Here is a 26,629-nt window from a genome sequence, read left to right as displayed (position 1 = left end):
ATGCCGCGCCAGATATGGGGGGCCTCAACGGCCCCATGGCGTGCCGGGCGTAAGCCCGGTACGGCCCTCGCGCTTGGTCTGACGCTCGCGCTCCTGGCGGGGCCTGGCCATAGCCAGTCCACATCGGCACAGCGGGCCTCGGGAGGATCACTCCCCGGCGCCACGCTGGAGAGCGTCCTTGGTGCTGCGCGCCAACTCAGTCCCGAACTCGCCGCCCGCGCACTCGACACCGCGGCTGCCCAAGCTCGCGTGCAGATCGCCGGGTCGTTTCCCGACCCGACGGTCCGCGTGATGTCGGACGAGATGCCCCGGAACTCCGGGCCCCGGCAGAACATGATGATCTACAGCTTCGAGCAGGAGTTCCCGCTCTGGGGAAGGCGCGACTTGCGGCGGCAGGTTGCCCGTGCCGAGGCCGGGCAGATGGCGGCGCAGGCCCAGGCCGCGGAGGCCGAGCTGCTCGAACGGGTCAAGGTCGCCTTCGCCCGCTATTACACGTCTCATCAGGCCGTTCGGCGGGCGGCTGATCAGCGCCGGACGGTTCAAAGTATCGCCCAGGTCGCCCGGGAACGTTACGCTCAGGGCCGCAGCGAGCAGCAGGAGGTGTTTCGGGCCGAGGTCGAGACCACCCGTGTGGCCGCCGAGATCCTGCGGCTCGAGGCTTCTCTCAGGAGTGCGCAAGGGCAGCTAAACGCGCTCCTGAACCGTCCGGCCGATGCGCCTCTTGCGCCGCCCGAGCGGCTCCCGCCACTGCCTGATGCCCGCACGCTGGAGGTCGGCCGGTTGGTAGACCGTGCGCGGCGCGCCAACCCGGCGCTGGCCGCGGATGCCGCCGCTGTCCAGGGGGCCGAGACCAACCGGACCCTGACCGAGAGGAACTGGTATCCCGACGTGGCCGTGGGCGCCGCAGCCATTGACCGCGGAAGCTATGGGCCGACCGGCTACCAAGCATGGATCGGGATGAAGGTCCCGCTCCAATGGGGTCTGCGAGAGGCGCAGACGCGGGAAGCAGGAGCACAGGCCGGAGCCGCCCGAGCACGGCTTGAGGCCCGCGAGCAGCAGATCAGGGGGGACTTGGCGGATGCCGCGGCAGGAGCCGAGGGAAGCCGCCGGACCGTAGATCTGATTCGGCGCCAGCTCCTGCCGCAGGCCGAGGCGCTTGTGCGCTCCGGGACGGCTGGGTACGGCTTCGGCAAGGTGGACTTGGCAACCGTCCTGCGGGCGCAGAACGACCTGACCGAGTTCCGCCTGCAGCTCCTTTCCGCCGAATTCGACGGGCAGCGTCAACGGGCGACGATCGAGCGCTTGGTCGGGGGTGAACTGTGACCGGGCGCCGCATCCTCCTCACTTCGGGGGCTGTCCTTGCGGTGGCCACGGCCACGGCCGGGGCCGGCGGCCATTGGCTAGCTGGTCATCTACCTGTCGCCGTCGTCGGGTTAGCCACGGCGCAGACCGCATCTCCCGCGCGTCAGCCGCTCTACTACAGGGATCCCTCGGGCGGGCCGGACTTCTCGCCGACCCCGAAAAAGGACGCGCAGGGCCGCGACTACGTTCCGGTCTATGAGGAGGACGAGCAGGCGCCATCTGCGCCCGCACCAGCCGCCGCACCAGAACCAGCGCGCCAGCCGCTCTATTACCAGGACCCATCCGGCAAGCCCGCGTACTCCCCTGCACCAAGGAAAACCGCCGAGGGACGCGACTTCTTCCCTGTCTACGAGGATGCGGGCGGGGCGCCCCAACCGGTATCAGCACCCGCGTCGACGGCACCGGCGGGTCGCGGCCGGATTGTCTACTACCGCAACCCGATGGGTCTGCCGGACACCTCGCCAGTGCCCAAGAAGGATTCGATGGGCATGGACTACATCCCCGTCTACGAGGACGAGGCCAACCAGCCCGCCGGGACCGTCACTGTCAGCCCTGAACGCGTTCAGATGCTCGGCGTCCGCACCGAGCCGGCGATCGAGCGCGCGCTGACCCGCTCCATCCGCGCAGTCGGCGCCATCGCCGTCGACGAGCGCCGTCTCGTGGTCGTTGCCCCGCGCTTCGAGGGCTGGATCCAGCGGCTGCTGGTCAACGAGACCGGGCAACCGGTGCGCCGCGGCCAGCCGTTATTCGAAGTTTACAGCCCCGACCTGGCGCTCGCCGAGCAGGAGTACGTCATCGCCCGCCGGATGGGCGGGGGCGTCGCCGCGGCCGCCCTGGAGCGGCTGCGCAACTTCGACCTGCCTGCGGATGAGATTGCCCGTCTCCAGCGCACCGGCACAGTTGGTCGCGCGCTGACGCTGACCTCGCCCATGGATGGCGTGGTCCTGGAGAAGGCCGCGCTGCAGGGCATGCGCTTCGCGCCCGGCGAGACGCTCTTCCGCATCGGTGACCTCTCGACCGTCTGGCTGCTTGCCGACGTCTTCGAGCAGGACCTGGGCCTTATCGGCCCTGGGCAGGAGGCCAGCATCGCCTTGACGGCCTATCCGGACCGCCGGTTCACGGGGAAGGTCACCTTCGTCTACCCGACACTGAACGCGGCCACGCGCACGGCCCGGGTGCGGATCGAGATCCCCAACCCGGAGAGTCTGCTCAAGCCCGACATGTACGCGACCGTGGAGATCGCGGCGCCCCTGGGCACCGCGCCTGTGGTCGCCGTGCCGGACTCCGCAGTGCTCGACAGCGGCACCCGGCAGGTCGTTCTCGTGGAGCGCACCCCTGGGCGCTATGAGCCCCGCACAGTGGCGACCGGCCGCAGGGCCGATGGCCGGGTCGAAATCCGGCAAGGGGTCGGGGCAGGGGAGCGGGTTGTGGTCGGCGCCAACTTCCTGATCGACGCCGAGAGCAATCTGCGGGCGGCACTGCAGGCCTTCGCCGCGCCCCCGGCTCCCACTCCTGGGCAGGAACAGCCGCGATGATCGCCCGCGTCATCCGCTGGTCGGCTGCGAACCCTTTCCTGGTGCTACTCGCCACGCTGTTCGTCATCGGAACCGGGGTCTGGGCGGTGCGCAACACCCCGCTCGACGCCGTCCCGGACCTCTCCGACGTCCAGGTCATCGTCTACACCGACTACCCCGGACAGGCGCCGCAGGTGGTCGAGGACCAGGTGACCTATCCCTTGACCACGGCCCTCCTGACGGTTCCGCGGTCGAAGACGGTCCGCGGCTTCTCCTTCTTCGGCTCATCCTTCGTCTACGTGGTTTTCGAGGACGGCACCGACCTGTACTGGGCCCGCTCCCGGGTGCTCGAGTATCTCAGCCAGGCCGCGCGGCGCCTCCCTGAGGGGGTGACGCCCTCGCTGGGACCAGACGCCACCGGCGTGGGCTGGGTCTACCAGTATGTTGTTACGGGGGCGCAGCGCACCTTGGCCGAGCTGCGGTCCATCCAGGACTGGTTCCTCCGCTACCAGCTTGCCCGGGCAAACGGCGTCGCCGAGGTCGCCAGCGTCGGCGGCTTCGTCCAGCAGTACCAGGTCGTCGTGGACCCCCAGCGCCTCCAGGCCTACCGCATCCCGCTCTCGCGAGTTACCGAGGCCATCCGCGCCAGTAACCGCGACGTCGGCGGCCGCTCGGTCGAAATGTCAGAGACGGAGTACCTGGTCCGTGGGCGCGGCTATCTGCGGGGCACCTCAGACATCGAGCAAATTGCCCTCACCATGCAGAACGGGGTCCCCGTCCTGTTGCGGGACGTTGCCCGGGTCGAGCTCGGTCCCGAGGAACGTCGCGGCATCGCCGAGCTGAATGGCGAGGGCGAGGTGGTCAGCGGCATCGCGCTCCAGCGCGAGGGCCAGAACGCGCTCACAGTCATCGACAGCGTCAAGCGGCGGTTGGCGGAGGTCGCGGGCAGCCTGCCTGAGGGGGTGACCGTTTCCTCTGTCTACGACCGCTCCGACCTCATCGGCCGCGCCATCGAGACCCTGAAGCACACGCTCGTGGAGGAAAGCCTCATCGTCGCGGTGGTCTGCGTCGTTTTCCTTTTGCACGTCCGCAGCGCCCTCGTGGCCATCCTGATGCTGCCGGTCGGCGTACTCATCGCCATGGCCCTGCTGCACCTGCTCGGCTTGAGTTCAAACATCATGTCCTTGGGCGGCATCGCTATCGCCCTCGGCGCCATGGTGGATGCAGCCATCGTGATGATTGAAAACGCCCATAAGCGGCTTGAGCAGGCGGAGCCGGGGGCGCCCCGCGTCCAGGTGCTGACGGAAGCGGCCGTCGAGGTGGGCCCGGCGCTGTTCTTCAGCCTGGCCATCATCACCGTGTCCTTCCTGCCGGTCTTCACACTGGAGGACCAGGAGGGCCGCATGTTCCGGCCGCTCGCCTTCACCAAGACCTTCGCCATGGCGGGCGGTGCCCTGCTGTCGGTGACCCTGGTGCCGGTGTTGATGCTGCTGTTCATCCGCGGTCGGATTATGCCCGAGCGCCGGAACCCGGTGAACCGGCTGCTCATCTGGCTCTACCGCCCCCTGATCGCGGGCGTCCTCCGGGCCAAGACGCTGACCATCCTGGTTGCGATCATCGCGATCGGCGCGACCGCTTGGCCCCTGGCCCGGCTCGGCAGTGAGTTCATGCCGACGCTGAACGAGGGGACGCTGATGTATATGCCGGTCAGCCTGCCCGGCCTGTCTGTCACCAAGGCGGCCGAGCTCCTGCAGACCCAAAACCGGGTCATCCGGAGCTTCCCTGAGGTGGCGAGCGTCTACGGCAAGGCGGGCCGCGCGGCGACGGCAACTGACCCGGCACCGACGGAGATGTTCGAGACCATCATCAATCTCAAGCCGGAAGCCGAATGGCGTCCGGGCGTCTCAGTCGATTCCTTGATCGCGGAGATGGACGCGGCGCTCCGGATGCCGGGGGTCAGCAACGCCTGGACCATGCCCATTAAGGCCCGCACCGACATGCTCTCGACCGGGATCCGCACCCCGGTCGGTGTGAAGGTCTACGGCCCGGACCTCGCGGGCATCGACCGCCTCTCGCGCGAGGTGGAGGCCGCAGTGCGGGCGGTGCCCGGCACGACCAGCGCCTTCGCGGAGCGCGTCGAGGGCGGCTACTACCTTGAGGTCGAGCCGGATCGGTCGGCATTGGCCCGCTACGGCCTGACCGTCGGCGACCTCCAGGAGACCATTGCCACGGCGCTCGGCGGAGAGCCGGTCACCACCACAGTCGAGGGCCGCGCCCGCTACACGGTCAACGTCCGCTACCCGCGCGGCCTGCGCAACGACCCACAAGGAATCGCGACCCAGGTCCTCGTGCAGAACATGCAGGGCGCCGCCGTCCCACTCGGGCAGCTGGCCACCGTCAACCTGAAACGCGGCCCACCGACGATCCGGACCGAGAACGCGCAGCTGGTGAACTACGTCTATGTCGACATGCACGGCCGCGACATTGGCGGCTACGTGGCTGACGCGCAGCGGGCGGTCGCCGAAAAGGTGCGAATGCCCCCTGGATACCACGTCGAGTGGAGCGGCCAGTTCGAGTACATGCAGCGCGCCAAGGCGAAGTTGGCCATCGTCGTGCCGGTCACCCTGCTCATCATCTTCGTGCTGCTCTATCTGAACTTCGGACGGCTCACTGAGACCCTCATTGTCATGCTTTCGGTGCCCTTCGCCCTCGTTGGCGGCGTCTGGCTCATGTTCTTGATGCAATTCAACATGTCCGTTGCCGTCGCGGTCGGGTTCATCGCGCTGGCCGGAGTGGCGGCGGAAACCGGCGTCATCATGCTGATCTATCTGGACCATGCGCTGGTCCAGGCGCGTGAACGCTGCCGCATCCATGGGAGGCCGCTGACGCGGGAGGACTTGCGGCTTGCCATCATGGAAGGTGCTGTCGAGCGCGTGCGGCCGAAGATGATGACGGTGACGGCCATCATGGCGGGGCTGCTGCCGATCCTCTGGAGCACCGGCACCGGCTCGGAGCTCATGCAGCGTATCGCCGTCCCGATGGTCGGCGGCATGGTCTCCTCAACCGTGCTGACCCTTCTCGTGATCCCGGCCATCTACGGCCTGCTCAAGGGTTGGCCGCTGCCGCGGGCCGAGCGAGCGGCAGCGCGGACTCCGGCAGCCCTTGGCGCGGCAGACGGGGGCCATCGCGCGATGACGGCGCCCATAATGTTGGGCAGTGGCGCCGCCCCTGGCCGGGCGGAGGGCAAGCGGTGAGGGAGCCGAGCCGAAGTCCATGGCGGCGAAAGTGGCTGACTGCCGGGGCCGCCAGCCTGTTCGCGGCGATGGTGATCGCTGCCGCGCTATTGCTTTGGCGCGATCGGGCGGTCTCTGACCCGGCCGCAATCGACCCCGGTGATCCGGTTCAGGTCGCCCTGGGGCATCGCATCTATGGCGAACAGTGTGCGCAGTGCCATGGGGGCAACCTGGAAGGCCAGCCAGCTTGGCAATCGCGCAGGGCTGATGGCAGGCTCCCGGCGCCCCCGCACGACGCATCGGGCCATACTTGGCACCATCCCGATGCCGTTTTGCTCCGCATCACCCGGGACGGCACGTCGGCGGTCGTGGGGGGCGGCTATGAAAGCGACATGCCGGGCTTCGGCGGTGTTCTGACGGACATCGAAATCCGAGCGGTCTTGGCGTTCATCAAGAGCACCTGGCCGGATCGCGAGCGTGCCTTGCAGGAGCGCCAGAGCCGTTCCTGGAAGGAGAACTCTGGGTGACGGGCCGGGGACCAAGCCGCGCCTTGGTCCCCGGCCCGCATGGCTGTCTTCGCCGACCTCCGAGAATTAAGGCCGGGAGAGGACTAGGAGAGTAGGTAGTCTTGCTGTGCGTCAGCGGTCGTGCTTCCGTCCCGGAAGAGGTACAGCGAGCCCTCATCCGTTATGGCGGGATCGTTCACGAAAGCCCCGCTTGCGCCCGCATCCGCATTGAACATGAAGTCGTCCTGCGCCATTTCGCTCTTCGTCAGGCCTTCGAGCAACAGGGATCCGGCCCCCTGGTCCGTGGTCCAGCTGACCAGCACTCCGGCAGTCGTGTCAGCCACCGTGACCTCATCGGGCGTGATGTCTCGGAAGGCGATGTGGTCGAATGCCCCGGGGCCGGCATCGAAGCCACCTGTGACCACGTCGTTGCCGCTGTCGGGCGACACAATGAACGCGTCGGCCCCGTCACCGCCGTTCAGGACATCGTCACCGCCACCGCCCTCAAGCATGTCGTGGCCGGCGCCGGCGTACAGGGTGTCCTTCCCGTCCTCGCCCATGAGGTTGTCGGCCTGGTCACCCCCGAGGAGTTCATCATCCCCGGCACCGCCCACCAGGTGGTCCTGGCCCATACCACCGTCGAGGGTGTCGTTCCCGGCGTCGCCGGTCAGGTTGTCGTCCTCAGCGGCGCCTGAAAGCCGGTCATCTCCCTCGAGCCCGAAGTAGAAGTCGCGCGCGTCCGTGCCTGCGAAGGCATCCGCCTGCGCGGATCCGATCTGCACATTGAATTCGTCGAAGTGGATGGTGGTGGTGGGCGTCGTGCCGTCAGTGATGTCCGGCGCGGAGAGGTTGAAGCCCTCATCCTTGGCGAAGCTGGTCGCAGAGACATGGTTTGCATCAGCGCTGGTCGGCTGAAGCAGGTAACGGTCGTCCGCGAACATGAAATCGTCCTGGGCGAGATCGGCCTTCTCGATACCGGCCAGCAGCACTGAGCCGTCACCATTGTTCCAGCTGATTTTCACGCCAGCAGCCGTGTCCTGGAATGTCAGTTCCTCGGGCGTGATGTCGCGGAACGCGATGTGGTCGAGCATGCCAGGCCCAGCCTGGAAGTCGACAACGATGTCGTGGCCGCTGGTGGGGTCAACGATGAACGCGTCGCCGCCCAGCCCACCAGAGAGCATGTCGTTGCCGGCACCGCCCTCGAGATCGCCGTGGCCTACCCCTTCGCTGAGGTAGTCACGGCCGTCCGAGCCGTGGAGCCCGTCGGCGTCGTCTCCGCCGATCAGGAGGTCGTTGCCCTTGCCCCCATCCATATGATCCATACCCGCATCACCGACGAGGATGTCACTTCCACGTCCTCCGAGCAGGTCATCGTTCTGGGTATTCCCGAGAAGCACATCCGTGTTCGCCCGGCCGAATTGAACGTCCATGGCGTCCGACCCGGAGAAGAAGTCGAAGTGTGCCTGTCCAATGCGCAGGTCGTAGTCACCGAACGCCTTCTGGAAGTCGCGGCCGCTGCTCAGCCCGTAGTGCTGCGGATTATGCGCCATGACGGTTTTCCTGTGCGATGGAAACGCGCCGGCCTGAAAGGCAGAATCCCAAGTTCTCGCCACGGCGGCCGGCCACGGAAAACGGGCCAGGAAAGTCGCAGATTGGCTTGAAACAAAATGATGTAGATGCGGAGCGTCTGGCGCGTTCCCATTCCGTATGAACAATGAATAGGCTTAGAGCCGATCTTAGTACGCCATCAGGAAGAGCGATCGAGGAAACGCTCCGCGTACTGCTGCAGAAGCTGCGCATCAGCAACAACAACGAAGAAGTTCTCCATTGCCTCAATCTGGGGCCGCTTGATCTGTGTTTGGCGATGAGGACTGCGATGTCTGGGACACCCAATAAAGCGGGCCATGCAGTGGAGGACCTTCAAGAACAAAGGGGAGGGCCTAATGACCATCCGAGTAATTGAAACAGTTAGCGAGTTCGAGTCCCAGCAGAGTGAGTGGAACCAGCTCGCAGCGTGCTCGCGTTCTCCTCTGCTCCGCCACGAGTTCTTCTCTGCCTGCCTCGGGATGGATCTACGAGACCGAACGCCGATGATCTTCGTGGCATCCGAGCAGGGGAAGATCACTGCGATTGCGCCGCTTGAGCGTGTCCACCACGCTGGAGTTCATCGATTACAGGCCATAGGCCGCGATCTGCACGAGCCCTATGGCTTCTTGTTCAGAAGCCAAGATGCGCTGCGTGAAGTGATGCACGCCGTTCGCGAAAGTCGGCATCCTCTACTTCTATCGCGGGTTGCTGCAGGTCAAGCAGAAGAGCAGACCCTGCGGGATGTCTCGCGTCTGGGCGACGTGCTGATTGGCCGAGACGGCGGGACGAGCCCCTATATCTCTCTCAGCGACGGATTCGGAGCCTTCAACCAGCGTCTTTCCAGCACGCGGCGGGCCGACCTACGGCGGAAGCGGCGCCGCGCTGAACGTATGGGTCCAGTGGTGGTGGAGGCAGCAAGTCCGGCGTTGGACGACGTTGACGCCTATATGGGCCGGTTTCTTCAACTCGAGGCATCGGGTTGGAAGGGCAGCGCAGGATCAGCGATCCTTTTATCCGGGAAAGAGAGCTTCTTCCGGCCATATGCACGCACTCTCGCCGCCCAAGGCAAGCTAAGGATGTTCTTTCTCTCGATCGCGGGTGTGGATGCCGCTGCTCGCATGGCGATCCAGCACGACAATTGGCTGTGGGAACTGAAGATCGCCTACAACGAGAGCCTGCATCAGTGCTCTCCCGGTATGCTTCTGACTTACGAAACCATCCAACATGCCTGCAAGGAAGGTCTCGCTGGTCTCGAGTTCCTGGGCCTCGTCGCCGCCTGGAATGATTTCTGGGGAATCCAGAAGCGGCCCCACAGCACGATACGATACTACCCGCGTGGTTTCAGAAGCAGTCGGTGCATCATGTCCGACGCCTGGATGGCTGCCCAACGGTTCCGAGCCGGCTGGAAGGCGAGGGGGGCTAAAGTACCTGCTTTAGCGGGTGCATGATGATGGTGGCGAGGAGAGTAGGGCGATCGCTCCGTGAGAATGGCGTAGCGGAAACCGCCCGCCTCATCGTGTCGATCAGCGTGCACAAAGCGGTCACGTCAGTCGCGGACAAGCGCCTCGATAAACTGTTAGGCGCCAACACGTTCGGAGTGATCCTGGGCGAGAAGCTGGGCTTGCCGGACTCCCGGTTCCGCTATGAGCCGACAGCCGGCCATGTCCTAATGTTGAGTTTAAGGGCGCTGAGGCTGGATTTTGCCGAGTACAGCTTCGTCGACCTCGGCGTCGGCAAAGGCAGAACACTGTTCTACGCCTCTCGGCATCCATTCAGGCAGGTGGTCGGCGTTGAGTTCTCACCGATGCTTCACGAGGAAGCGCAGAACAACATCAACACCATGCTGCGCCACTCGCAGCCGCCGTGTCCAAAAATCTCGGTCCACAACGCGGACGCAGCTCAGTTTGAGCTGCCCATGTCCAACCTCGTGATTTTTATGTATAATCCCTTTGGTCCGCCTGTCCTGGAGGCTGTTCTAGAACAGGCCCGACAGCGATTTCGGGCGGGATTCAAAATCTACTTCGTTTACTACAACCCTAAATACAGAGAAGTGTTCGACGCGGCCGGTTGGGTTGAGTCGTTTCAGCTAGCTCAGCCCTATCATTTAGCGTGCCGCCTGAGCACTCCGATCCACATTGCCTTCTACCGGCCCAGTGCCGCTTCCGACGAGAGCGGAACTTGTGGATCGCAGTGACTGTCGGATATGCGATGCGGTGAGACCGACTAGCCCTCGCCCTGGGGACTAGTCGAGGTCATCTCCGCTACGGCCCAGAACACCAGCATCATGACGGCGATCTCCCAATAGATGGAGACGGCGAGGCGTCGGCCCGCCCCAGGGGTGTTCGTGGCGAGGGCGGGCGTCAGCCGGAACCGGTGCCAGGCAGCAAAGCCGAGCAGGATGCCCACCAGTGCCACCTTGGTCATGAGGGCCCATCCATAGGCCGTGGTCACCAGAGCATCCAGGCGCCCGACAAGAAGCCACGCCAGCAGTGCCCCCGCCAGGATCAGGCCACTCACGATCCATGCGGCGGCCCGCGCCCAACCCTCCACCAGCCGGGCCGCTTCCGGCCCGCCACGCCTGGAGGCCAGCGCAAGCGGCCACAGGCTTCCCGCCCAAAAGGCGACCGCCAGGAGATGAACCACAAGGACCGCTGCCAGCAGCCATCGAGGCTGGTGCTGCGTCGTATGACCGATCGCGGTGAAGCTGGCAGCGACCGCCAGGATGCCCGCGGCACCCACTGGTATGCTCCCAGGTCCCATCCAGGCTGCCAAGGCCACAGCGATCAGGCCTGCCCAGGCAATGGCGACGGAGATGCCGGGGCGCGAGGTCAGCATCATGCTCCAGACCTCGGTATCGAGCGGAGCTCCATCCGACGCCAAGGTGACCTGTGTAGCCAGCCAGATAAGGCTGGAGACCAACCCTAGCGTTACCATAACCAGGGTCAGCCTGCGGCAGTCGGCGGCATCCCGGGGCTGCTGTGACTTCCCGAAGCCCATGGCAAACAAGGCCAACCCGGCCGCCCCGAGGCAGGACGCGTAATAAAAGATGCGCCATGCCGCGGAGACACCCCGGAGCAGATCCGGCTCCGGCCCGAACCACTCCAGGATCACCGGGCGGCGTTCACGGCGAAGCGCACCGCCCCACTCATGACGTGCCCATCATCACCCATGGCACGCCACTCGACCCGGTAGGCACCGGGCGGTAGGGGCGCGGCCACTGTGGCGGTCGCCTTGCTCGATGCCGCACGTCCGCCTTCACGGCGAACCTGGTGCTCTTTGCCGGCTTCATCGAGCAGGCGCAGTGTCGTGACGCGGCAATCCTCGGTGAACATCAGGTGCAGTGCGCGCGGCGACGCGTTCAGGGTCGCACCGTCGGCAGGGTCGGAGGAATGAAGCATCGCGTGGGCGGACACCGCCCCAGGGGCCAGCAGGACGGCTATGGCGGCGGCAAACACACCGCGCCGGACAAGGGCGGATCGTGAAAGCATGGTCTCTCCAGTGCAGGGCCTTCCGAAGGCTGTGAGCGCCGCGGAAGCCATGCAGGATAAATACGCGGGGGGCCGGTTCGGGGCAGCGGCAATTACGCACCAATTTGTTGCCGCAGCCCGCATCAGGCGGCGCTGGCCTTCCAGCCCGCGGCCTGCAGAGTGCTCCGAAGAGCCTCGCTTCCGAGGCGGCCGCCGCTGACCAAGATCTCCTTCTTGTCGATCTGGACCTCGACCTGTGCCGACGGGTCGGCCTCTTTGACGGTTGCAGTCACGCCCTTGGCGCAGCCCCCGCAATGCATGTTCTCGACGACGAAGCGCATGGTTGCTTCCATCTCCTCAACGAAGTCGAGGAGATGGGGCTTCCCATTGTGGTAAGGTCAAGGGCGGGAGCGGACGGTCTGACGCGGGCGAAAAGGACGCCAGGGTAGGGCGCATGCTCACCGCGCCTGGACGTCGGTGCCCGCCACGCGCGGTGCCAGGTCAGGGGCGTCAGACGCGGTTGGGCTTCGCTCGAGTTCTAAGATCAGCTGCTTCATTTCGGATATCTCGCGGACTTGCGCTTCGATGATCTGGTTGGCCAGGTGTCGGACGCGCGGGTCGCGGATGTGGGCTCGCTCGCTCGTCATGATCGCGATGGAATGGTGAGGGATCATCGCCTTCATATAGGCGACGTCGCCGACGGTCGCCTGGCTACGCACCAGGAAGAGGGAGGCCGCGAACACCACCATGCTGCCGATGATGATCGCCAGGTTCACACGCTTGTCGTGGTACATCTTGAGCATAAACAGCATCATGATGACGGCCATCGTGGCGCCCATGAGGAGCGCCATCCAGGTCCGCGTCTGACTGTAGAACACATGCTCGAAGGCGTAGGTGTTGAGGTACATGAGCCCGAACATGACGACTGTCGATGTCAGGATCATTGCGCCGAAGCGGGCATAGCTCATTGCGGCTTCCTTGCATGGGCGATCGGCCCGCCGTGCGGCCGAGGATCCGAGGTGTCCCGGCCCGATATCCTCACCTAGCGGGCAGGGTGCCGTGACATCCAGGCTCTCAGATCGGCAATCTCCTTCTGCTGCTTCTCGATGATTTCCTGAGCAGTCCGCCGCATTTCCGCGTCGCGCCCATGTTCGAGCTCCACTCGCGCCATGTCGATGGCAGCCTGATGATGCTTCGCCATCATGCTCGCGAAATCCCGGTCCGCGTTGCCGGACGGAGTCTCGGCGGCCATGTCCCGATTCATCTTCTCCATCGCTGCGTGGTATCCCGCCGCGGCGCCTTGATGCGCCGACGAGTGGCTGGTGCCCTGGGCGGCCGCTGGCCCGCCCCACAGGAATGGAGCGGCCAGGGCAATGGCTGCGGCGATCTTGGCGAGACGGGCTATCGTCAGCATCGGGTGCTTATCCTTCATCACCAGCCCAAGCTTCTCCGGCCGTTGGTGCGGCGGTGATCCGGACAGAGACGGGCTTTCGCGGCATTTTCATGGATGGCTTCCAGCCACCCGTCCTCCAACGTCTCAGACCAACAGTCCGGTCACGAGGCAATTACATCGTTTTGTTTCCGGCGGCGCCGCTTTCCATCACCAGCGGCTTTCCGCGGAAGCCGAAGGGTGACCACCACACCATCGCCCGGTACGCTATGGATTGTGAGGCTGCCGCCATGGCCTTCAGCAATGGCCCGTGCGGTTGATAGGCCAAGGCCGCTGCCACCTCCTGCCGTTCGCGCCCTGTCGCCCCGGAAGAACGGCTCTGTCACCCTCGGCAGGTCCTCTGCAGGGATGCCGGGCCCGTGATCGCCGACGCGCACCAGAACCCAATCACCCCGGGCTTCGACATCGACCCAGGGATCATGCCCATGCCGAAGAGCGTTCGTGATGAGGTTCGTCAGGGCACGTTTGATCGCCACCCGGCGGCCAGAAACAACCGCATCCTCGTCTATCCACCCCTCCTTGATGGGTGTTCCCGCGTCAGTGAACTCGTCCGCCACGGTGCGCACCAGCGCGGCAACGTCGAACGGCTGGATGGCCTCGCCAGCATGGCCTCCCCGGAGGTAGGCGAGGACATCAGAGACCATCGTCTCCATCTCCGCCAAGTCCCGGCGAATTGACGCCCGAGCCTCATACGGGAGGTCCTCCGCCCGCAGTCGTAGCCGGGCAATGGGAGACATCAGGTCATGCGAGAGCGCCCCAAGGGCCAAGGTCCGCTGGCGAAAGGCGTCCCGGGTACGGGCGGCCATATCATTCAGCGCCTCCGCCAACTGCCGTACTTCTCGGGGCCCGGAAGCCGGCAGGACTGGAAGATCCTGCTCGAGGTCCATTCGGGAGACGGTTCTCGCCAGGGCCGAGACTGGCGCTGAAACCGAGCGGGCGGCAAAGCCCACCGCCAGGAGAAGAGCCAAGCCGATCGCTGCTGCGTAGGCGTGAAGCATACCCTGATCGGCCGACAGCACGTTGAAGGAGGCCAACTCGACATCGAGCCATGAGCCGTCTGCCAGGCGCGCCATGGCGCCGATGTTCACGATGCGATCGGAGGTACTGTCGTGGCGGCCGGGGCGCACCCGTACCTCGCTCGCGAGACCGCTCAACGCCCTCGTCCGGGCGGCAACGGACGTCCACTCCTCCTCGGAGGGGTGCTCAGGCGTGGGCGCCGGATCCTGCCGCCAGTGCACCTCCAGGTCCGGCCGCGACAGAGCATGGGCAACCCGGTCCCGGTCAGCCGGAGGCGCCGCTGCAACGGCATCCATCAAGGTCGCCAGTCTTTGGGCCAGCAGTTCTTCCGTCCCGCGCTCTACCGCCTGCCGCAAGAGGATATCGTGGACGCCCACCATGGCCGCGAAGAGGATGGCGAACCCGATCGTGAGGGCCGCCAGGGTACGAGCGGCGAGCGACTGGGGCAGGAGACGGGTCATGCTGACCACCCCACCGGGCTCGATAGCATATAGCCCACGCTCCGTACCGTTTTGATCAGGCCGGGTTCCCCATCCTCATGGGGCCGCGAGCCGAGCTTGGCGCGAAGCCGGCTGATTTGAACATCCATCGACCGGTCTAGCCCCCCGTAGGGGCGGTTGCGGGCGAGATCCAGAAGCTGGTCGCGCGTCAGGATGCGCTGCGGTCGTTCAACAAAGGCCAGAAGGAGATCATACTCGCCACTGGTCAGCTCGACGACCACACCGTCAGGCCGCAGCAACTCGCGCCGCCGAGTGTCCAAGGACCACCCGGCAAAGCGCGCCACCTCATGACCGTCGCTCCCGGGGCCTTCCTCAGGCCCGCCAACACGTCGAAGGACAGCGCGGATACGGGCAACCAGCTCCCTCGGATCGGCCGGCTTCACGACGAAGTCGTCCGCCCCGAGCTCCAGCCCCACCACGCGGTCCGACGCCTCGGCGAGGGCGGTAAGAAGGATGACCGGAACACGACCCTCGGCCCGCAGATCCCGGCAAAGCTCGAACCCGGACCGGCCAGGCAGCATGACGTCGAGCAAGACGAGATCGACCGGCGCAGAACCCAGGAGCCGGCGCATCTCGGTGCCGTCGCGGGCGCCGCTCGCGCGGAAGCCGCTCCGGCGGAGCAGAGTGAGAAGGAGCTTGCGCAGTTCCTCGTCGTCCTCGACGACCAGAACATGCCGCCCCTCACCGGACATCGGAGGCAGGGCGGCGGGCGCGGGGGGCCGCTCGATCAAGGTGCCGCTCCGGAGCGGGATCGGCAGGACCGGCCGGCTTTCATGCTTGGCCTCCGCTCAGAAGTAGAGCCGGATACCGGAGACGAACTCGACCGACTCTGCCCTTCCCCCTTCAGCTCGGGCGTACTTGGCCGCTTCGCCAAAGCGGCGGGTGTAGTTCACGCCGATATAGGGCGCGATCTCGCGGGTGAACTCGTAGCGGAGGCGCAGGCCCGCCTCGATGTCGTTCAGGCCGCTGTTGACCCCGAGCTCCGGCACCCGCTGCGCCGCGACGTTGATCTCCGCATTGGGCTGCAGGACCAGCCGCTGGGTGATGTAGAGGTCGTAGGACACCTCGAGACGCGCGGAGACGTCGCCCTTCTCGCTGACAAAGCCCTGCAGATCGATCTCGAAGAGGCCGGGTGCGAGACCCTGGATCCCGATCACCCCATAGGTGCGGTCAGGGCGCGGGCGCGGGTCATAGCGCACGCCCGCCTGGAAGTCCCAGTAGTAGCCGAGGAGGCGAGAGTAGAGCAGCTGGATCTCGGCATTCTCCGCCCGTCGCCCGCGTTCCAGCTCGCCCTGGGATTTCAGCCAGATCTTGTCGTAGTCCGTGCCGTACCAGGCCTGCCCGTCCCAGCGAGCGACATTCGGTGAGCCGTCCAGGCCGACGCCCCACTCCAGCTTCTCGAAGAGAACTGCACCGTAATACAGCTCGTGGGACGAGGCGGCGTGCGCACCGGGATCATGGGCCGCATTCTGCGAGGCGGCCTGCTGCGCGACGGCCTCGCCGGCTCCGAACAAGCCGAGGAGGACCGGGACAGCGAACTGGGACGAGCGGCGCACTGATGTGAACTCCATGATCATCAACCGGCCGACGCGACGCGCGGCTGCCGCCGGATCTCGACCTTCCGCATCATCCCCGTCTCCATGTGCATCAGCATGTGGCAGTGGAAGGCCCAGCCGCCCTCGGCATCCGCCTCCACGTCCACGTCGAGCGTGCTGCCGGGCCTGACGCTGACGGTGTGCAGCAGCGGATTCTGGGCGCCGTTGCCGACCTGCGGCTGCATCCAGACGCCATGCAGGTGCATCGGGTGGCTCATCATCGTCTCGTTGATGAAGCGCATCCGCACGCGCTCGCCGAGGTTCAGGACGATCGGCTGGGCCTCGCTGAAGCGGTTGCCGTTGATGGCCCAGAAGTAGCGCTCCATGTTGCCGGTGAGGCGCACCTCGATGATCCGGTTCGGCTCGCGCACCGGATAGGGATTCGAGAGTGCCCGAAGGTGCCGATAGGTGAGCACGCGGGTGCCCGGAGGAGCTCCGGTATTCACCGCGAAAGGATCGGGCGGCGCCATTCCGCCATGGCCTGCATGGGCGTTGGCCGCCGAGGTGTCCACTTGGCCGACCTGGCCCGTGCCCGGCGCGCCGTGACCCATCGCCGAGTGGTCCGGCGTGGCCGGAGCTGCCCCGCGCTGGTCGCGCCTGGGGGAAGGCTGCTGGTTTTGGCGACCCTGGGGCCTCTGCGGCTGCGCCGGCTGCCCACGCTGTGGCTGGCCCATTCCCGGCATGGTCGAGTGATCCATGGTCGAGTGATCCATGCCCGGCATGTTCGAGTGGTCCATGGCGGGCGGAACGCTCGGCCGGGCGGTAGGAGCCCGGCTGCCACCTGCCCTCGGCGCCGAGGGGGGTGCAGTGCGGTTCATCCCGGGCATGTTGGAGTGATCCATCCCCGGCATGTTCGAATGGTCCATGCCGGGCATGCTGCCTTGAGCGCCACCGTGGTTCATGCCGGACATCCCGGACATGCCTGAGTGGTCCATGCCGCCCATGGAATCCATGGGGGCGATCTGGCCAGGCCGGTCCACCTCGGGTCGAAGGGTGCCACGGTCGAGGCCCTTGGGGCCGTAGTTGCCGCCCATGTCCGCCATGGTCAGAAGCGGCCGCTCCCGGTGCGGCGGCAGGGCCAGCATCGGCAGTCCGTCCTGCGTCGCGAGGCTGGCGCTGGCAAAGCCCTGGCGCCCCATGGACTCAGCGAGGATCTGGAACTGACGTCCGGCGGTGGGCCGCACGAGCACGTCGAAGGTCTCCGCGGGCGCGATACGGAACTCGTCGATGGCCACGGGCTGGACGTTGTTCCCATGCGCCTGCACCACCGTCATCTCGAGGCCAGGGATGCGGACGTCGAAGTGGCTCATGGCGCCGGAGTTGATGAAGCGCAGCCGGACGGTCTCCCCCGGTCGGTACACGGCGGTGAAGTTCTGCTGCGGCGTCCGGCCGTTGACCAGGAAGGTATAGCCCGTGACATCCTCGATGTCGGTCGGGTCCATCCGCATGTCGCCCCACATCATCCGGTCGCGGATGATCGCGGTGCGAGCCTCACCGTTCGGGGCGCGGGCCAGCTCACCTGCGAGGCTCGCCGCGGTCCGCTTGTTGTAGTTGTAGTAGCCGGGGTCGCGCTTGAGGTTCTGGATGACACGATGCGGGTTCTCATCGGTCCAGTCGGAGAGCTGGATGATGTAGTCGCGGTCGTAGCCGAAGGGGTCAGGACGGGCCGGGTCGATGATCAGCGGGCCGTAAAAGCCCGCCTGCTCCTGCGTCCCCGAGTGGCTGTGGTACCAGTAGGTGCCGGACTGCACGAGCGGGAATCGGTACTGGTGCGTCTGCCCTGCCGCGATGCCTTGGAAGCCATCGCTGATGCCTGGCACGCCATCCTGGCCGCTGGGCAGGATGAGGCCGTGCCAATGGATCGAGGTCTCCTCCCGCAGTCGGTTGGCGACGTTGATCACCACCTCCTCGCCTTCGCGGAAGCGAAGGACGGGAGCCGGAACCGTGCGATTGACCGCAATGGCCGGACGGGCTCGTCCGGTGATGTTCAGCGAGACATGCTCGACGGCAAGGTTGAACTCGCGAGGCATCGCGCGCCCGATGCTTGGCTGAGCCAGAGCGCCGCCTGAAAGGGCGGGAGCTGCGACCGCGGCGATGCCAGCGGTCAGCATCCTGCGCCGCGACAACGAGACCTCAGCCATGATCGGTTGCTCCCCTTAATGCAAAGTTGCCCGGGCATCTGGAGCGCATTGGTTCGCGCAAACCTGAGCCGGGATGACGCAGCCTGCAGGCGTCGTGAATGGCAACTCGATATCGACCGTCACGCCCGCTTCATCAATCATGGAGTGCTCGCGGCAATAAAACGTAAGAATTGAACTGGCCCTCCGGCAACGACGGTCCGGGGCGAAGCTTGTAGGTTGCGTCTGCACCCTGCCGCCGGCAGGGGCGTCCCGCCGGACACGGGAATTCCACTCTATCCGCCAGCCCGGTTCGGGGTGGCGTGGCAACAAGGAGGAAGCATGAACCCCGCTTCTCATCGCAGCTGGACCGCTCGTCTCGTGGTTGGACTAGGTCTCGCGCTCACTGCTGCAGCATGCGCGCCTCAGGCCGCTACGCCGCAGGCTTCGGCGCCCACCTCCGCCGAACTTCCCGTGCAGCCCGCGGGCCGCTCGACGACGCAGCCCAGCTCCGCCACACAGCGTCCGGACAGCGCGAGCATGCAGGGGATGAGCCACTCCGGCATGCAGGGACACAACATGTCCGGCATGAACATGCAGCAGATGATGGAGCACTGCAGGCAGATGCAGGCCGACGCGAGCCGCGGGACGCGGATGTCGCCGGACATGCAGGCCATGATGGCGCACTGCAACCAGATGCAGTCGCAAGGCGGCACCTCGTCCGGCGGCGCCCACCGGCACTGATAAACGCGGGAATGGGGGCGCTAGACCGCCCCCATTCCCATGTCCAAGCCGCATCAAAGCTTGACAGCCCGCAGCCGCAAGGCGTTGCCGATGACGGAGACGGAGCTCAACGCCATCGCCAGCGCGGCAACGATGGGGCTGAGCAGGATGCCGAGGAACGGGTAGAGCACGCCCGCCGCCAGCGGTACGCCGAGAACATTATAGACGAAGGCTAGGAACAGGTTCTGCCGGATGTTGCGCATGGTGGCCCGGCTCAAGGTCCTGGCGCGCGCGATCCCCGCGAGGTCACCTTTGACCAGCGTCACGCCCGCGCTCTGCATGGCGACATCCGTGCCCGTGCCCATGGCGATGCCGACATCGGCCTCGGCCAGTGCCGGGGCGTCGTTCACCCCGTCGCCCGCCATCGCGACGACCTTCCCCTGCGCCCGGAGTTCCCGGACGATGCGGTGCTTGTCTTCGGGCAGGACGTCGCCCTGGAACTCATCGATACCGAGCTTCCGGGCTACGGCCCCGGCGGTCGTCTGGTTGTCGCCCGTCAGCATGACGATTTTGATCCCAGCGCTCCGTAGGCTTTGCAGGGCGGAAGGCGTGGTCTGCTTGATGGGATCGGCCACAGCGATGACGCCGCCCGGCTTGCCGTCCACGGCAAGGAAAAGTGCGGTGCCGCCCTCGCGCCGTAGCTCGTCTGCCTTGGCCGCCAGGTCGCCCAGGTTCACCCGGAGCTCCTGCATCAGTCGCGCGCTGCCCAGCGCTACCCAGCGCCCGCTGACCGTGCCGGTGACACCCTTGCCCGTGATCGAGGCGAAGTCGGCGGGTTCCTGTATCTCGACGCCGCGTTCGCGCGCCGCGGCGACGATGGCCGCGGCCAGCGGGTGCTCGCTCGAGCGCTCCAGGCTGGCCGCCAGGGGCAGCACCTCGGCCTCGGTCAGCCCCGGTCCCGGGACCACCGCCACCACCTTGGGCTTGCCCTCGGTCAGGGTGCCGGTCTTGTCCACGACAAGCGTGTCGACCTTCTCCATGTGCTCCAGCGCCTCGGCGGACTTGATGAGCACCCCGGCCCCCGCGCCCTTACCGACACCGACCATGATGCTCATGGGCGTCGCCAGGCCCAGCGCGCAGGGGCAGGCGATGATCAGCACCGAGACGGCGGCGATCAGCCCATAGGAGAGCGCGGGAGAGGGGCCCCAGACGGCCCAGGCGATGAAGGCCAACACCGCAATGGCAATGACGGCCGGGACGAAATAGCCGGACACCTGGTCGGCCATGCGCTGGATGGGCGCCCGGCTGCGCTGGGCCTCGGCGACCATCGCCACGATGCGCGAGAGCATGGTGTCGGAGCCGACCTTGTCGGCCCGCATCACCAGGGAGCCGGTGCCGTTGACCGTGCCACCAATGACCTTGGAGCCGGTCTGCTTCTCGACCGGGAGGGATTCGCCGGTGACCATGGACTCGTCCACGGCGCCGCCGCCCTCGAGCACCTCGCCATCCACCGGCACGCTTTCACCCGGCCGGACGCGCAGGCGGTCGCCGACCTGAACGTCAGCCAGCGGGATCTCCTCATCTTCGCCGGTTTCCTTGAGGCGGCGGGCGGCCTTGGGGGCCATGTTGAGCAGGGCGCGGATGGCGCCGCCCGTCTGCTCGCGGGCGCGCAACTCCAGCACCTGCCCGAGCAGGACAAGGACAGTGATGACGGCCGCCGCTTCGAAGTAGACGGCCACCGTGCCGTCCATGCCCCGGAAGCCCTCTGGGAATGCCCCAGGCGCGAAGGTCGCGACCAGGCTGTAAAGGTAGGCGGCGCCAGTCCCGAGGGCGATGAGGGTGAACATGTTGAGGCTGCGGTTCACCACCGACTGCCAGCCGCGCACGAAGAACGGCCAGCCCGCCCAGAGCACCACCGGTGTTCCCAGCAGGAACTGGATCCAGACCGAGGTTCTGGGCGACACCAGTTGATGGAGACCGAGACCGGGGATGTGGGCGCCCATCTCCAGGATGACGATGGGGATGGTCAGGGCCAGGCCGATCCAGAACCGCCGGGTCATGTCCGCCAACTCGTGGTTCGGGGCGGCCTCGGCCGTCACCTCCAGCGGCTCCAGAGCCATTCCGCAGATGGGGCAGTTGCCCGGACCCTGCTGGCGGATCTCCGGGTGCATGGGGCAGGTGTAAATGGCCCCCTTTGGCACCGCCGTCGGTGCGGCTGCCTTCTCCGGCTTCAGGTATTTGTCAGGATCCGCCTCGAATTTCGTCCGGCATCCGGCTGAGCAGAAGTGGAAGGTCGTTCCGCCATGCTCCAGGCGGTGCTTGGAGGTGGCCGGATCCACCTTCATTCCGCAGACCGGGTCGGTGACGCGCCCGTCGTCCGCCGCCATGGCGCCGTGGCTGTGGTCGTGGTGGCAACCAGGTCCGTGCTGGTGGCCGTGGCCGTGACTGGAGTGCTGACCGCTCATCATTGCCGCCCCGGTTCGGGCCGCGTCAGACGGGCCCGTGTTGCACAGGAGCCCGGGAACTTAGGGTTTCCCATTATGGCAAGGTCAAGGGCTTTCCCTCGGTCGGAAGGTTCAAGCCTTACCGCTTAGGGGCGCCGTGGATGGAGCTTGACCTTCCCATAGTGGGAAGGCGGACAATTGCGGTTAGCATCGGGGCTGGTCCCCGGGATGGAGGCCATCATGAACATCGGACAGGCGTCCAAGGCGTCCGGCGTCTCCGCCAAGATGCTCAGATATTACGAGAGCATCGGCATCCTTCCAGCGGCGGGCCGGACGGAAGCGGGCTACCGCACCTATTCGGAGCAGGACGTCAGGACATTACGCTTTGTCCGAAGGGCGCGTGACCTCGGGCTCCCGCTTGAACGCATCAAGCAGCTCATCGGCCTTTGGCAGGACGAGGGCAGGGCGAGTGCGGACGTGAAGCGGATTGCGACCGAGCACACGGCGGAGCTCAGGGCCAAGATCGCCGAGATGACCCGGATGTGCGAGGCGCTCGAGGGGATGGTTGAGGCATGCCACGGCGATCACCGGCCGGAGTGCCCTATTCTCGATGAGATAGCGGAGGGCGGTCAGGGTCACGCCGCCCCATACCACGCGGCCGGACAGTCCAAGATGCGGCGCCAGGCGCCAAGCACCAGAACACTTCGAACCATTCAGGGACTCATGTAATGGGCGATCAAACCATTCAGAACCGAGCGGACAGGCGCTCGGTACTTCGGCTGGGGCTGGCAGCGATATTCGTGCCCGTCGGCATGGCTCAGGCAGCTCAGGGCCCGGCGATCGAGGTCTGGAAGGATCCGACGTGCGGCTGCTGCGAGGGCTGGGTCCGGCACATGCGTGAGGCGGGCTTCGAGGCCACCGCGCACGACGTGACCGACCTCCAGGCGGTCAAGACCGCCAATGGAGTGCCGGACGCCCTCCAGTCCTGCCATACAGCCATCATTGGCGGCTACGTGATCGAGGGGCATGTCCCAGCTGCCGATGTGCGCCGCCTGCTCGCCGAACGGCCGCGCGCCAAGGGGCTGGCAGCCCCGGGGATGCCGCCGTCCTCGCCAGGCATGGACATCCCCGGCACGCCTTACGAGGTCGTCCTGTTCGGCGCATCCGGGGGCGACCGGCTATGGGCGCGGCATTAGCCATTGGGGCCGGGCGGCAGCCGCCACCGAACCCCATGGGTTGGGCCTCAGCACGACGGGCCGTAGGTCTGCCGGAGATTAAGAGAACCTGATGGCCGCAGCCGCGGCGGTGTGCTGGCAGCCGTGTTCAGGCCAGCCTGCTACGCCGCCGAGGCTCTGGTATAGGGTGTCCCCCTATACTATCTGAGCTGGCATGACTCATACAGTCCGTGAGAAACAGAAGCTGCTGGGCCGTGTGCGGCGCATCCGGGGACAGGTCGAGGCGATCGAGCGTGCCCTTGAGACTGAGGCGGGATGCGAGCGGGTGATGCACCTGCTCGCGGCCGTCCGCGGCGCCACGGCCGGACTGATGGCCGAGGTGGTCGAGGACCACGTCCGGCATCACCTGGTCGACCCGGAGAAGCATCCGGGCGCCCTCGACGAGGAGGCCACCGAGCAACTGCTCGAGGTCGTCCGCACCTACCTCAAGTAAGCACCTCGACATGACCTCCTTCTCAGACCTGCTGCAGCAGGGCGCGGCCCACGCCTGGCTGTTCATTCCCTCCGCCATCTTGCTCGGTGCTCTGCACGGGCTTGAGCCGGGTCACTCCAAGACGATGATGGCGGCCTTTATCGTCGCCATCCGGGGCAGCGTGTCCCAGGCTGTCCTGCTCGGTCTGTCGGCGGCGCTGTCCCACACGCTCGTCGTCTGGGTAGTCGCCCTTACCGGACTGCACTACGCCAGCAGCTTCGACGTCGAGACTTCCGAGCCCTACTTCCAGCTCGCCTCGGCCGTGATTGTCGTGGGCGTGGCGGCCTGGATGCTGTGGCGAACCTGGCGCGATCAGCACCACGAGCACGACCACGATCATCACCACCATGGCGACGAGGTCCGGCGCATCGACACCGGCCACGGCGTGATGGCGCTGGAGGTGTTCGAGGACGGCGTACCGCCCCGCTGGCGCGTCCGTTTCGAGGGCAGCCACAGCTGGCGGGCCAGCGAAGTCACGGTCGAGACCATCCGCCCGGACGGCGCCCGGCAGCCTTTCGCCTTCGCAGACCGCGGCGGCTATCTCGAATCTCTCGAGGAGATCCCCGAGCCGCACGAATTCGACGCGCGGGTGCGCCTCGCCCATGGCGGCCATGCGCATGAGTACGACGTCGCGTTCCGGGAGCACGCCCACGGCCACCACCACGACCATAGTCACGAAGGGCTGGACGTGTCGGGATCAGGCTTTCAGGACGCCCATGAGCGGGCGCATGCCGAGGACATCCGGCGCCGTTTCGCCAGCCGTCAGGTCACCACCTGGCAGATCATCCTCTTCGGCCTAACCGGCGGCCTCATTCCTTGCCCCGCGGCCATCACCGTCCTGCTGCTCTGCCTGCAGCTACAGCAGTTCAGCCTCGGCGCCACCCTGGTGCTCTGCTTCTCGGTCGGCCTCGCCGTCGTGATGGTCTCGGTCGGCGTTGCGGCAGCCATCGGGATGCGCCATGCGGAGCGGCGCTGGTCGGGCCTCTTCGATCGCGTCGCCCGCCGGGCGCCCTATGTATCGGCCGCCCTCATCATGCTCGTCGGCCTCTACATCGGCTGGAGTGGCTGGTCGGCCTTGCCGCCCGGCAGCCTGTAAGGCGCCCGACGTGAGCCGTACCGTGAAGGCTGCCTGGGGCAGTCTCGCCGTCGCCCTGGCGGCCCTGGGGTTGAAGCTCGGGGCTTGGTGGGTGACGGGCAGCGTCGCCCTCTACTCGGATGCCCTGGAGACCATCATCAACGTGGTGGCGGCCTGCACGGCGCTGGTGGCGCTGCGCATCAGCGCCGTGCCTGCCGACGCAGATCACCCTTACGGGCATCAGAAGGCGGAATACTTCTCGGCCGTGTTCGAAGGCGTGATGGTGCTCGCTGCGGCGGCCGCCATCCTGCACGAGGTTTACGGCGCCTGGGCGCATCCCGCCCCGCCGGACGCGCCTCTCCTGGGCATGGCGATCAACGGCGCGGCCAGCGTGCTCAACGGGATCTGGGCGGCCTACCTCATCCGCTCCGGCCGGGCTTGGCGCTCCCCCGCCATCCTGGCGAGCGGCAAGCACGTGATGACCGATGTCTGGACGTCGGCCGGGGTGCTGGCGGGCTTCGCGCTGGTGCCGGTTACCGGCTGGCTTTGGCTGGATCCCGCCCTGGCGGGGATTGTCGCCCTGAACATCATCTGGGCCGGGTTTGGGATGGTCCGGGAGTCGGTGGGCGCCCTCATGGACAAGGCCGTGGACCCGAAGGTGCTGGGTGGCATCCGCCGGATCATCTCCACCACCGCAGAGGGTGCACTGGAGGCGCATGACCTGCGCACCCGGACTTCGGGGCACGTGACCTTCATCGAGTTCCACCTGGTCGTCCCGGCCCGCATGGCCGTCGCGGACGCCCATGATATCTGCGACCGCCTGGAGCAGGCGCTGCGAGAGGAGGTCGGCGAGGCGGTGATCACCGTCCACGTCGAACCGGAGGGCAAAGCCAAGCACAACGGTGTGCTGGTGCTTTGAGGCACGGGTACGCCCGCCTCAAGCTTTCTGCGGATACATCCCGCAGTATGGCTCGCCGCCGGCCACCTGCGGCTGCTTTCGCGACGCTTCAGACAAGCTCCGGAGCAATGGCCCGGATTGGCTTGCATGCCTTGGCCGAAGCGGGCGATGGTCGGGCGGAGAGCATGGCTGAGGGAGCGCCAGCTACCAGCTGACGCCACAGGACAGTCCGGTCCGGAAGCATCGGCACCGGCTTCTTCGAGAGGTCGACCGCGTTCAGCGTTTTCTTCGGTATTCAGCACCCTCTGAGCTGGCCGCTGTTGTTTCAGTGAGAGACGGGCTGGTGCCAGCCGCCTTCCCAGCCGCGGGAGGCCAGGTATCGGCTGCGGACAGCGGAATCGCCCGGCGCCGCCTTCGCTGTCTCATGAGGCGTCATCACCATGGGAGAAATGCCATGCACCAGATGTCCCCCGAGATGCAGGCCTGCATTGAGGAGTGCCTGCGCTGCCACAGCACCTGTCTGGGAATGGCCATGAGCCATTGCTTGGAGCAGGGCGGCAAGCATGTAGAGCCCGCGCACTTCAAGCTGATGATGGCTTGCGCCGAGATCTGCCAGACCTCGGCGAACATGATGCTGATTGGCACCCATCACCATAAGCACACGTGTGCCGAGTGCGCGGAGATCTGCGAGGAGTGCGCCAGGAGTTGCGACCAAGTCGGCGGCATGGAGGCGTGTGCGGAGCAGTGCCGGAAGTGCGCCGCGTCCTGCCGCGCGATGGCCGCCTGAAGTCGATGCGGCGACGGCCCCGCTCACCGCGGGGCTGCCGCCGCAGTAACGGGGCGCCGGATATGACCGGCACCCACGAAATATCTTGTCGCCTTCTGGGAAGGCTCCTGCAATGCACGTCCCCTATCTTGGCTGCATCGGCGAGCAACGCTGGCCGCTCAACCAAGGAGGTTCAAATGCCTGTCCACACCACGCATCCGTCTTTCCGTTCCACACGCACTTGGTCCTTCGGAGGCGTCGCCGCCCTCATGCTCGCGGCTATTATGGCGTCCGGGACCGCATCTGCGCAGCAGGCCGGCTACGTCAACACGGCGCCGAGCGCACGAGCGCCGAACGGCCTGACCATCGACCAGGGTGCTGGCTCGCCCGGCATGTCCGCCTTCGCGGCCGCCCCGCATCCGACCAAGCCCCATCAGCATGGCCCGGATGACCCTCAGGCTGGTGTCCCGGGGATCCAGGACCCGTCCATGCAGGGCGGCTCCGGCAGCTGAGCTTAGCGGAACTCTAAAAGGGGCGCCTGGAAATACGGGCCGGGTGCTCCCCACAGGGCAGGCCATCGCTGGCGCGCTCGGTCTCAAGGTGAAAACGGGGTTGTTACCTGAGGACAGGATGCGCGAGATCGGCACTCCCTAGGCGCGGGTGGACGT

Annotated in this window: 25 protein-coding genes; 14 read left to right on the top strand and 11 right to left on the bottom strand. The window is 66.4% G+C overall.

Going from position 1 to position 26,629, the window contains the following annotated elements; translation table 11 throughout:
* The 4 genes from ACO1BU_RS22035 (at position 1) to ACO1BU_RS22020 (ending at position 6,636) form a co-directional block, all read left to right on the top strand.
* The gene (locus ACO1BU_RS22035; RefSeq protein WP_424138121.1) at positions 1 to 1,323 is read left to right on the top strand and encodes a TolC family protein; all 1,323 of its coding nucleotides are present in this window, start codon (positions 1 to 3) and stop codon (positions 1,321 to 1,323) included.
* Complete coding sequence (locus ACO1BU_RS22030) at positions 1,320 to 2,897, top strand: efflux RND transporter periplasmic adaptor subunit (protein ID WP_424138120.1); 1,578 nt, start codon at positions 1,320 to 1,322, stop codon at positions 2,895 to 2,897. Before ACO1BU_RS22035 ends, ACO1BU_RS22030 begins: the two co-directional genes overlap by 4 nt.
* Positions 2,894 to 6,130: an efflux RND transporter permease subunit gene (locus ACO1BU_RS22025; protein WP_424138119.1), complete on the top strand. Its 3,237-nt coding sequence runs from the start codon at positions 2,894 to 2,896 to the stop codon at positions 6,128 to 6,130. The genes ACO1BU_RS22030 and ACO1BU_RS22025 overlap by 4 nt, the downstream gene beginning before the upstream one ends.
* A gap of 68 nt (positions 6,131 to 6,198) precedes the next feature.
* Positions 6,199 to 6,636, top strand: a complete 438-nt coding sequence (locus ACO1BU_RS22020) for a c-type cytochrome (protein WP_424138118.1) — start codon at positions 6,199 to 6,201, stop codon at positions 6,634 to 6,636.
* Between the two features lie 83 nt (positions 6,637 to 6,719).
* On the opposite strand, the gene ACO1BU_RS22015 is transcribed toward ACO1BU_RS22020, so the two are convergent.
* A complete protein-coding gene (locus ACO1BU_RS22015; protein ID WP_424138117.1) occupies positions 6,720 to 8,165 on the bottom strand; it encodes a calcium-binding protein in 1,446 nt (481 codons plus the stop codon).
* Positions 8,166 to 8,558: 393 nt separating this feature from the next.
* Here ACO1BU_RS22015 and ACO1BU_RS22010 point away from each other — a divergent pair, with 393 nt between their 5' ends.
* Both ACO1BU_RS22010 and ACO1BU_RS22005 read left to right on the top strand, forming a co-directional pair.
* Positions 8,559 to 9,650: a GNAT family N-acetyltransferase gene (locus tag ACO1BU_RS22010; protein ID WP_424138116.1), complete on the top strand. Its 1,092-nt coding sequence runs from the start codon at positions 8,559 to 8,561 to the stop codon at positions 9,648 to 9,650.
* Complete coding sequence (locus ACO1BU_RS22005; RefSeq protein WP_424138115.1) at positions 9,647 to 10,396, top strand: class I SAM-dependent methyltransferase; 750 nt, start codon at positions 9,647 to 9,649, stop codon at positions 10,394 to 10,396. Before ACO1BU_RS22010 ends, ACO1BU_RS22005 begins: the two co-directional genes overlap by 4 nt.
* A gap of 29 nt (positions 10,397 to 10,425) precedes the next feature.
* Here ACO1BU_RS22005 and ACO1BU_RS22000 read toward each other — a convergent pair whose 3' ends face one another.
* The 9 genes from ACO1BU_RS22000 to ACO1BU_RS21960 all read right to left on the bottom strand — a co-directional run bounded on the left by ACO1BU_RS22000 (position 10,426) and on the right by ACO1BU_RS21960 (position 18,372).
* Complete coding sequence (locus ACO1BU_RS22000) at positions 10,426 to 11,313, bottom strand: copper resistance D family protein (protein WP_424138114.1); 888 nt, start codon at positions 11,311 to 11,313, stop codon at positions 10,426 to 10,428.
* The gene (locus ACO1BU_RS21995) at positions 11,310 to 11,690 is read right to left on the bottom strand and encodes a copper resistance CopC family protein (RefSeq protein ID WP_424138113.1); all 381 of its coding nucleotides are present in this window, start codon (positions 11,688 to 11,690) and stop codon (positions 11,310 to 11,312) included. Before ACO1BU_RS21995 ends, ACO1BU_RS22000 begins: the two co-directional genes overlap by 4 nt.
* A 122-nt stretch (positions 11,691 to 11,812) precedes the next feature.
* The gene (locus ACO1BU_RS21990) at positions 11,813 to 12,010 is read right to left on the bottom strand and encodes a heavy-metal-associated domain-containing protein (RefSeq protein ID WP_424138112.1); all 198 of its coding nucleotides are present in this window, start codon (positions 12,008 to 12,010) and stop codon (positions 11,813 to 11,815) included.
* A gap of 117 nt (positions 12,011 to 12,127) precedes the next feature.
* Positions 12,128 to 12,637: a DUF305 domain-containing protein gene (locus ACO1BU_RS21985; protein WP_424138111.1), complete on the bottom strand. Its 510-nt coding sequence runs from the start codon at positions 12,635 to 12,637 to the stop codon at positions 12,128 to 12,130.
* Between the two features lie 74 nt (positions 12,638 to 12,711).
* On the bottom strand, positions 12,712 to 13,083 hold the full coding sequence (copM, locus tag ACO1BU_RS21980) for a CopM family metallochaperone (RefSeq protein ID WP_424138110.1): 372 nt from the start codon (positions 13,081 to 13,083) through the stop codon (positions 12,712 to 12,714).
* A 140-nt stretch (positions 13,084 to 13,223) separates the two neighbouring features.
* A complete protein-coding gene (locus tag ACO1BU_RS21975; protein ID WP_424138109.1) occupies positions 13,224 to 14,597 on the bottom strand; it encodes a sensor histidine kinase in 1,374 nt (457 codons plus the stop codon).
* Positions 14,594 to 15,328, bottom strand: a complete 735-nt coding sequence (locus ACO1BU_RS21970) for a response regulator (RefSeq protein ID WP_424138146.1) — start codon at positions 15,326 to 15,328, stop codon at positions 14,594 to 14,596. Before ACO1BU_RS21970 ends, ACO1BU_RS21975 begins: the two co-directional genes overlap by 4 nt.
* 96 nt (positions 15,329 to 15,424) lie before the next feature.
* Entirely contained in the window at positions 15,425 to 16,207 is a 783-nt protein-coding gene (locus ACO1BU_RS21965) for a copper resistance protein B (RefSeq protein ID WP_424138108.1), read from the bottom strand.
* Positions 16,208 to 16,212: 5 nt separating this feature from the next.
* Positions 16,213 to 18,372 (bottom strand): multicopper oxidase domain-containing protein, encoded by a 2,160-nt coding sequence (locus ACO1BU_RS21960; protein WP_424138107.1) that lies wholly within the window; start codon positions 18,370 to 18,372, stop codon positions 16,213 to 16,215.
* Between the two features lie 318 nt (positions 18,373 to 18,690).
* Between ACO1BU_RS21960 and ACO1BU_RS21955 the strand changes: the two genes are divergently transcribed.
* Positions 18,691 to 19,092, top strand: coding sequence for a hypothetical protein (locus ACO1BU_RS21955; protein WP_424138106.1), 402 nt, complete (start codon positions 18,691 to 18,693; stop codon positions 19,090 to 19,092).
* Positions 19,093 to 19,145: 53 nt separating this feature from the next.
* Here the strand turns inward: ACO1BU_RS21955 and ACO1BU_RS21950 are convergent, their stop codons facing one another.
* Positions 19,146 to 21,458, bottom strand: a complete 2,313-nt coding sequence (locus ACO1BU_RS21950; RefSeq protein ID WP_424138105.1) for a heavy metal translocating P-type ATPase — start codon at positions 21,456 to 21,458, stop codon at positions 19,146 to 19,148.
* A gap of 297 nt (positions 21,459 to 21,755) precedes the next feature.
* On the opposite strand from ACO1BU_RS21950, the gene cueR reads away from it, so the two are divergent.
* From cueR to ACO1BU_RS21915, 7 genes are all read left to right on the top strand, one after another.
* Positions 21,756 to 22,244 (top strand): Cu(I)-responsive transcriptional regulator, encoded by a 489-nt coding sequence (cueR, locus tag ACO1BU_RS21945; protein WP_424138104.1) that lies wholly within the window; start codon positions 21,756 to 21,758, stop codon positions 22,242 to 22,244.
* Positions 22,245 to 22,327: 83 nt separating this feature from the next.
* Complete coding sequence (locus tag ACO1BU_RS21940) at positions 22,328 to 22,711, top strand: DUF411 domain-containing protein (protein WP_424138103.1); 384 nt, start codon at positions 22,328 to 22,330, stop codon at positions 22,709 to 22,711.
* A 193-nt stretch (positions 22,712 to 22,904) separates the two neighbouring features.
* A complete protein-coding gene (locus ACO1BU_RS21935) occupies positions 22,905 to 23,183 on the top strand; it encodes a metal/formaldehyde-sensitive transcriptional repressor (protein ID WP_424138102.1) in 279 nt (92 codons plus the stop codon).
* Positions 23,184 to 23,193: 10 nt separating this feature from the next.
* Positions 23,194 to 24,318, top strand: coding sequence for a nickel/cobalt efflux transporter (locus tag ACO1BU_RS21930; RefSeq protein ID WP_424138101.1), 1,125 nt, complete (start codon positions 23,194 to 23,196; stop codon positions 24,316 to 24,318).
* 10 nt (positions 24,319 to 24,328) lie between these two features.
* On the top strand, positions 24,329 to 25,216 hold the full coding sequence (locus ACO1BU_RS21925; RefSeq protein ID WP_424138100.1) for a cation diffusion facilitator family transporter: 888 nt from the start codon (positions 24,329 to 24,331) through the stop codon (positions 25,214 to 25,216).
* A 433-nt stretch (positions 25,217 to 25,649) separates the two neighbouring features.
* The gene (locus ACO1BU_RS21920) at positions 25,650 to 25,982 is read left to right on the top strand and encodes a four-helix bundle copper-binding protein (RefSeq protein WP_424138099.1); all 333 of its coding nucleotides are present in this window, start codon (positions 25,650 to 25,652) and stop codon (positions 25,980 to 25,982) included.
* Positions 25,983 to 26,158: 176 nt separating this feature from the next.
* Positions 26,159 to 26,473, top strand: coding sequence for a hypothetical protein (locus ACO1BU_RS21915; protein ID WP_424138098.1), 315 nt, complete (start codon positions 26,159 to 26,161; stop codon positions 26,471 to 26,473).
* Positions 26,474 to 26,629 lie beyond the last annotated feature (156 nt).

The sequence above is a fragment of the Roseomonas chloroacetimidivorans genome, assembly GCF_049629625.1.
Classification (GTDB): domain Bacteria; phylum Pseudomonadota; class Alphaproteobacteria; order Acetobacterales; family Acetobacteraceae; genus Roseomonas; species Roseomonas chloroacetimidivorans.
The sequence above is the reverse complement of the archived record's forward strand: the minus strand, read 5'-3'. Positions and strand labels throughout refer to the sequence as shown.

Excerpts from the sequence above, each read along its gene's own strand:
- ACO1BU_RS22035 (WP_424138121.1), top strand. The coding sequence starts at position 1 with ATGCCGCGCCAGATATGGGGGGCCTCAACGGCCCCATGGCGTGCCGGG.
- ACO1BU_RS22025 (WP_424138119.1), top strand. The coding sequence starts at position 2,894 with ATGATCGCCCGCGTCATCCGCTGGTCGGCTGCGAACCCTTTCCTGGTG.
- ACO1BU_RS22020 (WP_424138118.1), top strand. The coding sequence starts at position 6,199 with ATGGTGATCGCTGCCGCGCTATTGCTTTGGCGCGATCGGGCGGTCTCT.
- ACO1BU_RS22015 (WP_424138117.1), bottom strand. The coding sequence starts at position 8,165 with ATGGCGCATAATCCGCAGCACTACGGGCTGAGCAGCGGCCGCGACTTC.
- ACO1BU_RS22010 (WP_424138116.1), top strand. The coding sequence starts at position 8,559 with ATGACCATCCGAGTAATTGAAACAGTTAGCGAGTTCGAGTCCCAGCAG.
- ACO1BU_RS22005 (WP_424138115.1), top strand. The coding sequence starts at position 9,647 with ATGATGATGGTGGCGAGGAGAGTAGGGCGATCGCTCCGTGAGAATGGC.
- ACO1BU_RS21995 (WP_424138113.1), bottom strand. The coding sequence starts at position 11,690 with ATGCTTTCACGATCCGCCCTTGTCCGGCGCGGTGTGTTTGCCGCCGCC.
- ACO1BU_RS21990 (WP_424138112.1), bottom strand. The coding sequence starts at position 12,010 with ATGCGCTTCGTCGTCGAGAACATGCATTGCGGGGGCTGCGCCAAGGGC.
- ACO1BU_RS21985 (WP_424138111.1), bottom strand. The coding sequence starts at position 12,637 with ATGAGCTATGCCCGCTTCGGCGCAATGATCCTGACATCGACAGTCGTC.
- copM (WP_424138110.1), bottom strand. The coding sequence starts at position 13,083 with ATGCTGACGATAGCCCGTCTCGCCAAGATCGCCGCAGCCATTGCCCTG.
- ACO1BU_RS21975 (WP_424138109.1), bottom strand. The coding sequence starts at position 14,597 with ATGACCCGTCTCCTGCCCCAGTCGCTCGCCGCTCGTACCCTGGCGGCC.
- ACO1BU_RS21970 (WP_424138146.1), bottom strand. The coding sequence starts at position 15,328 with ATGTCCGGTGAGGGGCGGCATGTTCTGGTCGTCGAGGACGACGAGGAA.
- ACO1BU_RS21965 (WP_424138108.1), bottom strand. The coding sequence starts at position 16,207 with ATGGAGTTCACATCAGTGCGCCGCTCGTCCCAGTTCGCTGTCCCGGTC.
- ACO1BU_RS21960 (WP_424138107.1), bottom strand. The coding sequence starts at position 18,372 with ATGGCTGAGGTCTCGTTGTCGCGGCGCAGGATGCTGACCGCTGGCATC.
- ACO1BU_RS21955 (WP_424138106.1), top strand. The coding sequence starts at position 18,691 with ATGAACCCCGCTTCTCATCGCAGCTGGACCGCTCGTCTCGTGGTTGGA.
- ACO1BU_RS21950 (WP_424138105.1), bottom strand. The coding sequence starts at position 21,458 with ATGGCGGCGGACGACGGGCGCGTCACCGACCCGGTCTGCGGAATGAAG.
- cueR (WP_424138104.1), top strand. The coding sequence starts at position 21,756 with ATGAACATCGGACAGGCGTCCAAGGCGTCCGGCGTCTCCGCCAAGATG.
- ACO1BU_RS21940 (WP_424138103.1), top strand. The coding sequence starts at position 22,328 with ATGGCTCAGGCAGCTCAGGGCCCGGCGATCGAGGTCTGGAAGGATCCG.
- ACO1BU_RS21935 (WP_424138102.1), top strand. The coding sequence starts at position 22,905 with ATGACTCATACAGTCCGTGAGAAACAGAAGCTGCTGGGCCGTGTGCGG.
- ACO1BU_RS21930 (WP_424138101.1), top strand. The coding sequence starts at position 23,194 with ATGACCTCCTTCTCAGACCTGCTGCAGCAGGGCGCGGCCCACGCCTGG.
- ACO1BU_RS21920 (WP_424138099.1), top strand. The coding sequence starts at position 25,650 with ATGCACCAGATGTCCCCCGAGATGCAGGCCTGCATTGAGGAGTGCCTG.
- ACO1BU_RS21915 (WP_424138098.1), top strand. The coding sequence starts at position 26,159 with ATGCCTGTCCACACCACGCATCCGTCTTTCCGTTCCACACGCACTTGG.